Origin of the sequence: Mesorhizobium sp. M7A.F.Ca.MR.176.00.0.0 (genome assembly GCF_004023165.1) — a bacterium.
Lineage (GTDB): Bacteria > Pseudomonadota > Alphaproteobacteria > Rhizobiales > Rhizobiaceae > Mesorhizobium.
In genome coordinates this window covers 37,156-49,864 of the sequence record NZ_RZTC01000021.1, presented here as the reverse complement: position 1 = coordinate 49,864, position 12,709 = coordinate 37,156, and the positions used below count along the sequence as shown (strand labels likewise).

Annotated in this window: 8 protein-coding genes; all 8 read right to left on the bottom strand. The window is 62.3% G+C overall.

Annotated elements, in window-relative coordinates; genetic code table 11:
* Window positions 1–179 precede the first annotated feature (179 nt).
* The 8 genes from EOB59_RS09980 to EOB59_RS09945 all read right to left on the bottom strand — a co-directional run bounded on the left by EOB59_RS09980 (window position 180) and on the right by EOB59_RS09945 (window position 12,607).
* On the bottom strand, window positions 180–1,808 hold the full coding sequence (locus tag EOB59_RS09980) for an alpha-D-glucose phosphate-specific phosphoglucomutase (RefSeq protein WP_127398063.1): 1,629 nt from the start codon (window positions 1,806–1,808) through the stop codon (window positions 180–182).
* A gap of 3 nt (window positions 1,809–1,811) precedes the next feature.
* Window positions 1,812–3,257, bottom strand: coding sequence for a glycogen synthase GlgA (glgA, locus tag EOB59_RS09975; protein WP_127327162.1), 1,446 nt, complete (start codon window positions 3,255–3,257; stop codon window positions 1,812–1,814).
* Between the two features lie 3 nt (window positions 3,258–3,260).
* Entirely contained in the window at window positions 3,261–4,526 is a 1,266-nt protein-coding gene (gene glgC / locus EOB59_RS09970; protein WP_127810959.1) for a glucose-1-phosphate adenylyltransferase, read from the bottom strand.
* A 35-nt stretch (window positions 4,527–4,561) separates the two neighbouring features.
* The gene (glgB, locus tag EOB59_RS09965) at window positions 4,562–6,775 is read right to left on the bottom strand and encodes a 1,4-alpha-glucan branching protein GlgB (protein WP_127397875.1); all 2,214 of its coding nucleotides are present in this window, start codon (window positions 6,773–6,775) and stop codon (window positions 4,562–4,564) included.
* A 106-nt stretch (window positions 6,776–6,881) separates the two neighbouring features.
* Window positions 6,882–9,350, bottom strand: a complete 2,469-nt coding sequence (locus EOB59_RS09960) for a glycogen/starch/alpha-glucan phosphorylase (protein WP_128288271.1) — start codon at window positions 9,348–9,350, stop codon at window positions 6,882–6,884.
* 234 nt (window positions 9,351–9,584) lie between these two features.
* Entirely contained in the window at window positions 9,585–10,367 is a 783-nt protein-coding gene (locus EOB59_RS09955) for an ATP-binding cassette domain-containing protein (RefSeq protein WP_164762554.1), read from the bottom strand.
* A gap of 2 nt (window positions 10,368–10,369) precedes the next feature.
* Window positions 10,370–11,431 carry an ABC transporter permease gene (locus EOB59_RS09950; protein ID WP_127269995.1) on the bottom strand — a complete coding sequence of 354 codons (1,062 nt, stop codon included), beginning with the start codon at window positions 11,429–11,431 and terminating at the stop codon, window positions 10,370–10,372.
* A 159-nt stretch (window positions 11,432–11,590) separates the two neighbouring features.
* On the bottom strand, window positions 11,591–12,607 hold the full coding sequence (locus tag EOB59_RS09945) for a sugar ABC transporter substrate-binding protein (protein WP_164874014.1): 1,017 nt from the start codon (window positions 12,605–12,607) through the stop codon (window positions 11,591–11,593).
* Between the last annotated feature and the right edge of the window lie 102 nt (window positions 12,608–12,709).

The window sequence follows — 12,709 nt, the reverse complement described above, 5'->3', positions numbered from 1 at the left end:
AAGGTGTCGCCGAAGGCGACGGATGAGGGGTGTTCCAGCTTGGCAAGGACAGCGATCCTTCGCGCACCCCTCAATCGTCTCGGCGCTACGCGCCGATCCACCGCCCTGGGGCGAGCCACGGGTCTCGCCCCGTCCTTCGAACCCCACAAGGGGAGAAGGGAAAGCGCGAACCGCCACCCTCAAGTAATCACGCTTGGCTTGGGGCGGCCGGTATGGCTGTGAATCCCGGCAATATCATCGGCTGCGGCTATCAGATCGGCAAGGGCGGCCTGGGTGTCGAGGTCGTGCCTCGATTTGTCCGGCTCGTAACGTTCGATGTAGACGCGCAGCGTCGCGCCCGACGTGCCGGTGCCGGAGAGGCGGAAGACGACCCGCGAACCACCTTCGAACAGCACCCTGATGCCCTGATGCTCGCTGATCGAACCGTCGACCGGATCGCGATAGGCAAAATCGTCCGCGCTGGCGATTTTCATGCCGCGCACGCTGGTACCCGGCAGCGCGCCGAGCTTGGCGCGCAGTTCGTCGACCAATGCGTTGGCGCGGTCGCTCTCAACCTCTTCATAATCGTGCCGCGAATAGTAGTTGCGACCGTAGGTCGCCCAGTGCTCAGTGACGATCTGCTTGCAGCTTTCGCCGCGCGCGGCAAGGATGTTGAGCCACAAAAGCACCGCCCATAGGCCGTCCTTTTCGCGGACATGGTTGGAGCCGGTGCCCGCACTCTCCTCGCCGCAGATCGTCGCCATGTCGGCATCCAGCAGATTGCCGAAGAACTTCCAGCCGGTCGGCGTCTCATAGAGGGCGATGCCGAGTTTTTCAGCGACGCGGTCGGCAGCGCCACTGGTCGGCATCGAGCGGGCGATGCCCTTCAAACCGGCCTTGTAGCCGGGCGCCAGGCGGGCATTGGCGGCGAGCATGGCAACTGAATCCGACGGGGTAACGAAAATGCCCTTGCCGATGATCAGATTGCGGTCGCCGTCGCCATCCGAGGCAGCGCCGAAATCCGGCGCGTCCGGTCCCATCATCTCGTCATAGAGGTGCTTGGCATGGACGAGGTTCGGATCCGGGTGATGGCCGCCGAAATCCGGCAGCGGCTTGAAATTGCGGCAGGTGCCGTTGGGCGCGCCGAGCCGATTTTCCAGGATCTCCTTGGCGTAGGGGCCGGTCACCGCGTGCATGGCGTCGAAGCGCATGCGGAAGCCGGATTTGAACAGTTTGCGCAGGGCATCGAAATCGAACAGGCTTTCCATCAGTTCGGCATAGTCGGCGACCGGGTCGATGATCTCGACCGTCATGCCGGCGGCCTTGACCGTGCCTGTTGTGTCGATGTCGATCGGATCGATATCGGCGATCTTGAAGCTTGAGATCGTCTTGGTTTTCTCGAACATCGCGTCGGTCAGCTTTTCGGGCGCCGGGCCGCCATTGCCGGCATTGTACTTGATGCCGAAATCCTCATGCGGGCCGCCGGGATTATGGCTGGCCGACAGGATGATGCCGCCAAAGGTCTTGTACTTGCGGATGACATGCGAGGCGGCTGGCGTCGACAGGATGCCGCCCTGCCCGACCATCACCTTGCCGAAGCCGTTGGCGGCGGCCATGGCGATGGCCTTCTGGATGACCTCGCGATTGTAGAACCGGCCGTCACCGCCAATCACCAGGGTCTTGCCCTTGAAACCGTCAAGCGCGTCGAAGATCGACTGGATGAAATTCTCGGCATAGTGCTCCTGCTGAAAGACAGGCACCTTCTTGCGCAGGCCCGACGTGCCGGGCTTCTGGTCGGAATAAGGCTTGGTGGGGACGGTCCGTATCATGCTTCAGGCAACCCTTTTCGAAAGCAGCGAGCGATAGAGTTCGACATATTTTTCGGCGCTCTTGTCCCACGACACATCGGCCTTCATGCCCTGGCGCTGCAGCGATTCCCAGACCGTCGGACTGGCATGGGCGTCGACGAGGCGGCTAATGGCGTGCAGCAAGGCACCGCCATTGTTGGGCGCGAACTGGAAGCCGGTGGCGACACCGGCAGAGACGGCGGCCTCATTGGCGTCGATGACCGTATCGGCGAGGCCGCCGGTGCGCGCGACCACCGGCACGCAGCCATAGCGCAGGCCGTAAAGCTGCGTCAGCCCGCACGGTTCGAAGCGCGAGGGGATGACGATGGCGTCACAGCCACCCTGCATGATGTGCGACAGCCCCTCATCGTAGCCGACGACCACACCGATACGGCCGCGATGCCGGGCGGCAGCGGCAAGCAGCGCGCCTTCGAGACCGGCATCGCCCGATCCGAGGATGGCCAGCCGCGCGCCAGTGGCAACGATGCCGTCGATCACCAGCGCCAGTATGTCCATCCCCTTCTGCCAGGTCAGCCGGCTGACGACGCAGACGATCGGGCTGTCGTCACGCTCAAGGCTGAAGCGGTCCTCCACGGCAGTCCTGTTGGGCGCGCGCGCCTTCAGTGTGCTCGCCGTGTAGGGGGACACCAGATGCTTGTCGGTTTCCGGATCCCAGATGCCGGTATCGATGCCGTTGACGATGCCATAGAGATCGCTGGAGCGCATGTTGATGAGGCCGTCGAGACCCATGCCGAATTCCGCCGAGCGGATCTCCTGCGCGTAGGTCGGGCTGACCGTGGTGATCGCCCAGGCGGCCTGCAGGCCAGCCTTGAGGAAGCCGACACCACCATAATATTCGACGCCGTCGAGCGCCATCGCCGCCGCCGGCAAGCCGAGTTCACCGAAGATGCCGGCGCCGAACTGGCCCTGGAAGGCGAGATTGTGGACGGTCATCATCGAGGGAATGCCAACTGCCTTGCCGTAGCGCATGTAGGCCAGGGTCATCGCCGACTGCCAGTCATGGGCATGGACGATGTCGGGTTGGTAGCCCGAGATGGCGCCACCGGCGATGTCGCCGCCGACCTGGCTCAAGGCCGCGAAACGCCGCCAGTTGTCTGGCCAGTCCACGCCGGTGGCATTGCCGTAGGGACCGCCGGGACGGTCAAACAGATGCGGCGCATCGAGCACGAACAGTTCGAGCCCAGCGAGTTGGACTGAATGGACGGAGGCCTTGCCGCCCTGCAGCAAGGGATATTGCAGAACCGCCCGCTTCTTCTTGAAGGCGGCCATGACGGTCGGAAAGCCCGGGATGAGCGTGCGCACGGTCACGCCCTTGGCCGCCAAGGCGATGGGCAGCGCGCCGGTCACGTCGGCAAGCCCTCCGGTCTTGATCAGCGGAAAGATCTCGGGCGTGACCGACAGAACCTGCATGCGTTAGAGCCCTAACTTGTCGATCATGTCCTGCGTGACCAGGCAGATGCCCTTTTCGGAAACGCGGAAGCGCTTGGCGTCGAGAATAGGATCTTCGCCGACCACCAGCCCTTCCGGTATCCTAACACCATGGTCGATGACCACGCGCTTCAACTTTGCGTTCCGGCCGACATGAACGTCGGGCAGCATGACGACTTCTTCCAGCGTCGAATAGGAATTGATGCGCGCGCCGGTGAAGATCAGGCTTTTTTTCAGCGAAGCCCCCGAGACGATGCAATCGCCCGAGACAAGCGAAGACACAGCCGAACCGCGGCGGCCATCCTCGTCATGCACGAACTTTGCCGGCGGCTTCAATTCGGCATAAGTCCAGATCGGCCAGTCGCGGTCGTAGAGATCGAGCTCGGGCGTGATATCGGTCAGGTCGATATTGGCTTCCCAATAGGCGTCGACCGTTCCGACGTCGCGCCAGTAGGCCTCGTTCTCGGCGGTCGAGCGGACGCAGGATTTGGCGAAGCGATGCGCGATCGCCTTACCGTGCTGGACGATGTAGGGGATGATGTCCTTGCCGAAGTCGCGGCTCGAGCCCGGCTCGGCCGCATCGCGGCGCAATTGCTCCATCAGGAATTTGGTCTTGAAAACGTAAATGCCCATCGAGGCCAGGGCAAACTCCGGCTTGTCGGGAATGCCGGGCGGATCGGCAGGCTTTTCGACGAAGGCGATGATGTTGTCCTTGGCATCGACATGCATGACGCCGAAGCCGGTGGCTTCCATGCGCGGCACTTCGAGGCAGCCGACGGTGACATCGGCATTGGCATCGACATGCTGGCGAAGCATCATCTCGTAGTCCATCTTGTAGATGTGATCGCCGGCCAGGATGACCATGTATTCGGGCCCGTAGGCCTCGATGATGTCGATGTTCTGGTAGACGGCGTCGGCGGTGCCTTCATACCACTGCGTTTCCGAGACGCGCTGGCTGGCCGGCAGGATGTCGAAACTCTCGTTTCGTTCAGGGCGCAGGAAGTTCCAGCCGCGCTGCAGATGGCGGATCAGCGAATGCGCCTTGTACTGAGTGGCGACACCGAGGCGGCGAATGCCGGAATTGAGCGCGTTGGAAAGCGCGAAGTCGATGATGCGCGTCTTGCCGCCGAAATAGACGGCCGGCTTGGCACGCCGGTCGGTCAGTTCCTTGAGGCGGCTCCCACGGCCGCCGGCCAATACATAGGCCATGGCATCGCGCGCCAGCGGCTGGGTCCGTTTCAGGTCTGCCATTTCTACCCTCCCAAGTTACTCGATATCGACATGGCTCAGTCGGCAACGAGTTCAAGCATGATCGTCGACAGCGGCGGCAAAAGCATCGTCGCTGAGATGTTTCCTCCCTCCGCCCGCGCCTCGACCATGCCGCCATTGCCCTTGCCGGAACCGCCATATTCCGAAGCGTCGGTGTTGATGATCTCACGCCATTTGCCTGATGTCGGCAACGGCACGCGATAATTGTCACGCGGCACCGGCGTAAAATTGGAAATGACGGCCACCGGGCTGCCGCCCGGTGCACTGCGCAGCCAGGCAAAAACCGAATTCTGGCTGTCATCGACGATCAGCCAGGAAAACCCTTCCGGCTCACAATCACGGCCATGCAGTGCCGGGCGCGAACGGTAGAGATAGTTGAGATCGCGCACCGTCTGCCAGACGCCGCGATGCGGCCGGAATTCAAGCAGGTTCCAGTCGAGCGCGCGCGCCTCGCTCCATTCGCGGCGCTGCGCGAACTCCTGCCCCATGAAAAGCAGCTTCTTGCCGGGATAGCCCCACATGAAAGCGTAGTACGCGCGCAGCGTCGCAAACTTCTGCCAGTCGTCGCCGGCCATCTTGCCAAGCAGCGTGCCTTTGCCGTGCACAACCTCGTCGTGCGAGAGCGGCAGCACGAAATTCTCCGAAAAGGCGTAGGTCAGGCCGAAGGTGAGGTCGTTGTGGTGGTGTTTTCGGAAGATCGGTTCCTTGGAGAAATACTCCAGCGTGTCGTGCATGAAGCCCATATTCCACTTGAAGCCGAAGCCCAGCCCGCCTTCATGCACCGGTGCCGAGACCTTCGGCCAAGAGGTCGATTCCTCGGCGATGGTCATCACGCCCGGATGGTGGCCGTAGACCTCCTTGTTCATCTTCTGCAGGAAGCTGACCGCCTCGAGATTCTCGCGGCCGCCTTTCTCGTTGGGGATCCATTCGCCGGCCTTGCGCGAATAGTCGAGGTACAGCATCGAGGCGACCGCATCGACGCGAAGACCGTCGACATGGTATTTCTCGGCCCAGAACAACGCATTGTTGACCAGGAACGACACCACCTCGCGGCGGCCGAAATTGTAGATCGCGGTGTTCCAGTCGGGATGAAACCCCTTGCGCGGATCGGCATGTTCATAGAGCGCGGTGCCATCGAAATTGGCCAGGCCGTGCTCATCGACCGGGAAATGCGCGGGCACCCAGTCGAGAATAACGCCGACGCCGGCACGGTGGGCGCCGTCGACGAAGCGGGCAAAGCCGTCCGGATCGCCAAAGCGGGCCGATGGCGCGTAGAGGCCGGTCGTCTGGTAGCCCCAGGACGGGTCATACGGGTGTTCGGAGATCGGCATGAATTCGATATGGGTGAAGCCGGTCTCGACCACATAGGGGATCAGCCGGTCGGCCAGTTCGTCCCATGACAGGAACGTACCGTCGTCGCGAAGCTGCCAGGAGCCGGCATGGACCTCGTAGATCGAAATGGCTTCGCGCCGGTGATCGGCATTGCGCCAGAAATTGCGATGCGCCTCGTCGCCCCACTCATGCGCCGGCGGCACGGCCACGACCGAAGCGGTGGCCGGACGCAGTTCGGACTTTAAGGCGAACGGATCGGCCTTCAGCGGCAGCCTGACGCCGTCGGGGCCGATGATCTCGTATTTGTAGGGCCGGCCGGCACCGATATCGGGAATGAACACCTCCCAGATGCCGGTGTCGCGGCGATCCCGCATCGAGTGCCGGCGGCCGTCCCATTCGTTGAAATCGCCGACCACAGAGACACGCCGCGCATTGGGAGCCCAGACGGCGAAATGCACGCCCGTGGCGCCTTCGTGCTCGATGACATGGGCGCCGAGCTTGTCGAACAGCCTGAGATGCGATCCCTCGGCGATGTAGTAGTCGTCCATCGGCCCGAGCACCGGACCGAACGAATAGGGATCGGTCAGCCACCAGTCGCCGCCGGCATTGCGCGCGTGATAGCGAAGCGGTTGCCGCTTCTTGATCGAGAGCTTGCCTTCGAAAAAGCCGCCATCGTCGCGCCTGGACAATTCACCCGCGATGGTGCCGGTCAGCGTATAAGCGGTGACGAATTCGGCATTCGGAACAAAGCAGCGGGCCACAAAACCCTTCCCAGCCTCCTGAACACCGAGAATGGCAAACGGATCGCCATGCGTGCCGGCAACAATCGCCGCAACATCGCTGGCTGCCGCCAGTCCGTCCGGCCCGCTTGTCGCAGCGGTCGCGCGCGGCTTCTTCATCAGGCAGTGTCCCTCCCCAGGCACCGAGTGTTTGTTTCTAGTGGTGTGATCCGACTTTCAAGTCACACCACCGGGACCACACTGTTTGCGGCCTCATGCAATCACATCAGGCAGGCACGTTCCAGATTTCTTTCGCATATTGGCGGATCGTGCGATCGGAGGAGAACCAGCCGACACGCGCCACATTGCGGATTGCCCTGGCGTACCAGTCGGGACTGTTGCGCCAGACCGCATCGACCTCGCGCTGGGCGGTGGCATAGGCGTCGAAATCGGCGGCGACCATGAACCAGTCGCTGTTGTAGAGGCCGTTGACGAGGTCGCGGTAACGCTCCGGATCGTCCGGCGAAAAGACGCCCGACGAGACGGCAGCGACCGCTTGCGCGAGCTCAGATGATCCTTCGATGACGGCGCGCGGATCGTAACCGTTGTTGCGCCGCTCGGCGACCTCGGCGGTGGTCAGGCCGAAGATGAAGATGTTGTCGTCGCCGACGCATTCCTTGATCTCGACATTGGCACCGTCGAGCGTGCCGATGGTCAGCGCGCCGTTGAGCGCGAACTTCATGTTGCCGGTGCCCGACGCTTCCATGCCGGCAGTCGAGATCTGCTCGGAAAGGTCGGCCGCCGGCATCATGATCTCGGCCAGACTGACATTGTAATTCGGCACGAACACCACCTTCAGCAGACCGCGCACGGCCGGATCGCGGTTGATGACTTTTGCGACATCGTTGGCGAGTTTGATGATCAGCTTGGCATTGTGGTAGCTGGGCGCCGCCTTGCCGCCGAAGAATTTCACGCGCGGCATCCAGTCGCGCTCGGGGTGCGAGCGGATCTGGTCATAGAGGGCGATCGCCTCGAGAATGTTCAGAAGCTGGCGCTTGTATTCGTGGATGCGTTTGATCTGGATGTCGAAAAGCGCCGAAGGATCGACCTTGATGCCGAGCCGGTCGGCGACGAGGTTGGCCAATCGCGCCTTATTGGCGCGCTTGACGGCGGCGAACTTGTCGCGAAAGGCGGCGTCGCCGGCGAAACCGTCGAGATCCTTAATGGCGTCGATGTCATCGAGAAAACGGTCGCCGATCGCCTCACGGGCGAGCGACGTCAGTCCGGGATTGCATTGGATCAACCAGCGCCGCGGCGTGATGCCGTTGGTCTTGTTGTTGATACGATCGGGATAGAGCTTGTGCAGATCGGCGAACACCGTCTCCTTCATCAGGTCGGTGTGAAGAGCCGAAACGCCGTTGATGGAATGCGAGCCGACAAAGGCCAGATTGCCCATGCGCACCCGACGGTCGCCATTTTCCTGGATCAGCGAGATGCGGCCAATCTGCTCGTCCGAGAACTGGTTGGAAGCACGCGCCTCCAGAAGCACTTCAGCGTTGATGGCATAGACGATCTGCATGTGGCGCGGCAAAAGCCGCTCGAACAGCGGCACCGGCCAGCTTTCCAGCGCCTCGGGCAGCAGTGTGTGGTTGGTGTAGCCGAAGGTGCGCTGGGTGATATCCCAGGCCTGGTCGAAGTCCATGCCGTGGACGTCCATCAACAGGCGCATCAACTCCGCCACAGCGATGGCCGGATGAGTATCATTAAGATGGATCGCCGCCTTGTCGGGCAGCGACTTCAGGTCGCCATATTGGCTCAGATGGCGCTGCACGATGTCCTGCAGCGAGGCGGTAGAGAAGAAATACTCCTGCCGAAGCCGCAGTTCCTGCCCGGCCTTGTGGGAATCGGCGGGATAGAGCACGCGCGACAAGGCATCGGCCTTGTTGCTTTCGGCGAGCGCGCCGATGTGGTCGCCGGCATTGAATTTGTCGAGCAGGATCGGATCGATCGGCATGCCCGACCAGAGCCGCAGCGTGTTGACGCGATTGGCCCGCCAGCCGACGACGGGCGTGTCATAGGCGACGGCCAGCACATGCTCGGTCGGTTTCCAGACATGGCGTTCGAGGCGCCCGTCCTTGGAGGTGATCGATTCCACCGAACCGCCGAAACCAACCTCGAAGGAGCGTTCGCGACGTTCGAATTCCCACGGGTTACCGTGATCAAGCCAGGTCTCTGGCAGTTCGACCTGCCAGCCGTCGTGAATCTCCTGCCGGAACATGCCATTGGCATAGCGGATGCCGTAGCCATGCGCCGGAATGTCGACGGTCGCCATGCTTTCCATGAAGCAGGCCGCGAGCCGGCCGAGGCCGCCATTGCCGAGCGCCGCATCGGGCTCGAGTGCTGCAATCAAGTCGAGATCGACACCGAGAGAGGACAGCGCCTCGCGCATGTTGTCCATCAGGCCCAGATTGGAGAAGGCATCGCGCATCAGGCGGCCGATGAGGAATTCCAGCGACAGATAATAGACGCGCTTTTCCTTCTGGTCGTAAGCCTCTCTCGTCGCCTGCATCCAGTGATCGACGATCCGGTCGCGCACGACCTTGATCGAGGCGGTCAGCCAGTCGTACTGGGTCGCAACGGTGGTGTCCTTGCCGACCCTGTATTTGAGGGCAACCAAGACTTCACGTGCGAGTGTCTTTGGGTCAGGATTTTCGAGCAGTGGAGGAAGGGGTTCGGATGTCATCGCGCTCGTCATGATGCCTCTCGTGCGGTTGCCATGATCATACCGGCTTTCATCGCTCCTCCCAGCCCATGCTAGCTGATACCGCCATATATTCAATCGATTTAAACAGGTTCGATCCGGCTTGCCCCCTGCGGCAATTTGGCAATTCTGAAGGGTGACGCGCCAAGACGGCCCGCGCGCCGCGCTTCAAATCCCTGTTCCGTGCTTGCCGTTGTCGCCATGCGCCAGCCACTTGGGCGAGATGTATCAAGCCGCCAGCGCCGCCTCCGGCGGGGCCTTGGCTCCTGTCATGAAGGCGACGGCGTCGGACATCGTATATTGCTTGGGGTCGATGACGGCGAGGCGACGGCCCAGCCGATGGATGTGAATGCGATCGGCCACTTCGAAGACATGCGGCATGTTATGCGAGATCAGCACGATCGGGAGGCCGCGCTTCTTGACGTCGAGGATCAACTCGAGCACGCGGCGGCTTTCCTTGACGCCAAGGGCGGCCGTCGGCTCGTCCATGATCACCACACGACTGCCAAAGGCGGCCGCACGCGCCACGGCAACGCCCTGCCTTTGGCCGCCCGAGAGCGTCTCCACAGCCTGGCTGATGTTCTGGATGGTCATCAGGCCAAGTTCGGTAAGCTTGTCGCGGGCGCGCTTTTCCATCGCCGGGCGATCGAGCATGCGAAGCCAATCGCCCAGAAAACCCGGTTTACGGATTTCGCGGCCAAGGAACATGTTGTCGGCGATTGACAGCGCCGGCGACAGCGCCAGGTTCTGGTAGACGGTCTCGATGCCGGCTTCGCGGGCCTCCATCGGCGATTTGAAGGAGACGGGTTTTCCTTCGAGCCGGATCTCGCCTTCATCGGGCACGGCAGCGCCGGAAATCGCCTTGATGAGCGACGATTTGCCGGCGCCATTGTCACCGATGACAGCAAGGATTTCGCCGGGGTAGAGGTCGAAGTCGGCGTTGTCGAGGGCGGTGACGCGGCCGTAGCGCTTGACCAGGCCACGCGCGGTAAGAATGGGTTCCTGGGTCATGGTCATGCCGAAACCTTTCTGATCCATTGGTCGACCGCCACGGCGCCGATGATCAGCACACCGGTGAGCAGCACCTTCCATTGCGGATCGGCGCCCAGCATGTTGAGGCCCATGGAGACGACGCCGACGATCATCGCGCCGAACAGCGTGCCCAGGATCGAGCCGCGTCCGCCGAACAGGGAAATACCGCCGATCACCGTCGCGGTGATCGCCTGGAGATTGTAGTCGGTGACGGCAGCCGACGGCGAGATCGAGCCGTTGCGGCCGATGGAGACCCAGGCAGCGAAAGCGGCGATCAGCCCGGCAAGGGTGTAGACCGTCATCAGCACCTTCTTGGTCTGGATGCCCGACAGCTTCGCCGCCTCCTGATCATCGCCAACGGCGTAGACATGGCGGCCCCATGCCGTGTGATTTAGCACGTACCAGAGGATCATCACGAGCACGACCGTGGCAATGACGCCGAGCGTCAGCACCGCCGTGCCGACCTTGAAGCTGATGGCAAAGAGATGCAGCAGCGGCGCCTGGGTGTCGACATCGGTGTCGCGGATCGTCTCGTTGGCCGAATAGATGAAGTTCGTGGCCATGACGATGTTCCAGGTGCCAAGCGTCACGATGAAGGGCGGCAGCTTCATGTAAGCGACAAGCACCCCGTTAAGCAGCCCGCATGCCGCGCCGGCGGCAAGCCCGATCGCCACGGCGAGCGCGCTCGGCATACCGTAGCTGACGGCGCAATTGCCCATGATCACCGCTGAAATCACCATGATCACGCCAATCGACAGGTCGATGCCCGCGGTCAGGATGACCAGCGTCTGCGCAGCACCCAGAATGCCGATAATGGCGATCTGCTGCAGGATAAGCGTCAGCGTGTAGGACGAAAAGAACCGGCCACCGATGGTGATGCCGAAAACGATGATCGCCAGAACCAGGACGATCAGCGGCACCGCGGCCGGCGTCGAATGCAGGAAATGCTGGATGCGCTTGACGGCCGATTTGTGCTCGTCAAAAGCAGCAACGCTGGTGTCGCTGCTCGAGAGAACCTTCTCGAATTCCTGAGCTTGAGCCATGTTTACTCCCCATAGGCTTCAGCCAAACGCCGACGCCAGTCCACGCCTTTCCGGTCTGCTGCCGGGATTGTTCGCGGTCACGCGAGCCATCGTCCACCCGAAGCGGCCGGGGATCAAGCCCCGACCGCCCAGGTTCGGTAGATGCCTGTCAGACCGGCATCAGCCCCAGCATTTGGCGAGGCCTTCCTTGGTGTCGATGGACTTCACGCCGGTGGCCGGCTTGTCGGTCACCAGGTTGACGCCGGTATCGAAGAAGTCCTTGCCTTCGGTCGGCTTCGGCTTGGTTCCGTCCTTGGCGAAAGCAGCGATCGCCTCGATGCCGAGTGCTGCCATCTGCAACGGATATTGCTGCGACGTCGCGCCGATGACACCTTCGGCCACCGACTTCACGCCGGGGCAGCCGCCGTCGACGGAAACGATCAACACCTGGCTTTCGAGGCCGACAGCCTTGAGCGCCTGATAGGCGCCGACAGCGGCCGGTTCGTTGATGGTGTGGATGACGTTGATGGTGTTGTCCTTCTGCAGAAGGTTCTCCATCGCCTTGCGGCCGCCCTCTTCGTTGCCATTGGTGACGTCGTGGCCGACGATGCGGGGATCGTCCTCATCGCCGATCTTGTTGGGATCCTTCACATCGATGCCGTAGCCCATCATGAAGCCCTGGTCGCGCAGCACGTCGACAGTCGGCTGCGAAGGCGTCAGGTCGAGGAAGCCGATCTTGGCGTCCTTGGCCTTGTCGCCGAGCGTGGCGGCTGCCCAGGAACCGATCAGCTTGCCGGCTTCGAGATTGTCCGTCGCAAAGGTCGCGTCGGCGGCGTCGATCGGATCGAGCGGCGTGTCGAGCGCGATCACCAGCAGGCCGGCATCGCGCGCCTTCTTCACGGTCGGCACGATGCCCTTGGTGTCGGATGCAGTGATCAGGATGCCCTTGGCGCCGTCGGCGATGCAGCTCTCGATCGCCGCGACCTGGCTCTCGCTGTCGCCGTCGATCTTGCCGGCGTAGGTCTTGAGGTCGACGCCGAGTTCCTTGGCCTTCGCCGTGGCGCCTTCCTTCATCTTGACGAAGAAGGGATTGGTGTCGGTCTTGGTGATCAGACAGGCACCGACACCGGCCGCGGATGCGGACGACGCAAACGCCACCAACCCCAGAGCCGCGGCGGCAAACACGGTCGATTTCAACAGTTTTGTATTGGTCACGATTTCCTCCCAGTGGAACCATTCCGATGCCGGCCAACCGGCACCTGCAGCGCATCCAACGAAATTCTCCCAGCGTGGACGCTG

Excerpts from the sequence above, each read along its gene's own strand:
- EOB59_RS09950 (WP_127269995.1), bottom strand. The coding sequence starts at position 11,431 with ATGGCTCAAGCTCAGGAATTCGAGAAGGTTCTCTCGAGCAGCGACACC.
- EOB59_RS09960 (WP_128288271.1), bottom strand. The coding sequence starts at position 9,350 with ATGACGAGCGCGATGACATCCGAACCCCTTCCTCCACTGCTCGAAAAT.
- EOB59_RS09980 (WP_127398063.1), bottom strand. The coding sequence starts at position 1,808 with ATGATACGGACCGTCCCCACCAAGCCTTATTCCGACCAGAAGCCCGGC.
- glgB (WP_127397875.1), bottom strand. The coding sequence starts at position 6,775 with ATGAAGAAGCCGCGCGCGACCGCTGCGACAAGCGGGCCGGACGGACTG.
- EOB59_RS09955 (WP_164762554.1), bottom strand. The coding sequence starts at position 10,367 with ATGACCCAGGAACCCATTCTTACCGCGCGTGGCCTGGTCAAGCGCTAC.
- glgC (WP_127810959.1), bottom strand. The coding sequence starts at position 4,526 with ATGGCAGACCTGAAACGGACCCAGCCGCTGGCGCGCGATGCCATGGCC.
- glgA (WP_127327162.1), bottom strand. The coding sequence starts at position 3,257 with ATGCAGGTTCTGTCGGTCACGCCCGAGATCTTTCCGCTGATCAAGACC.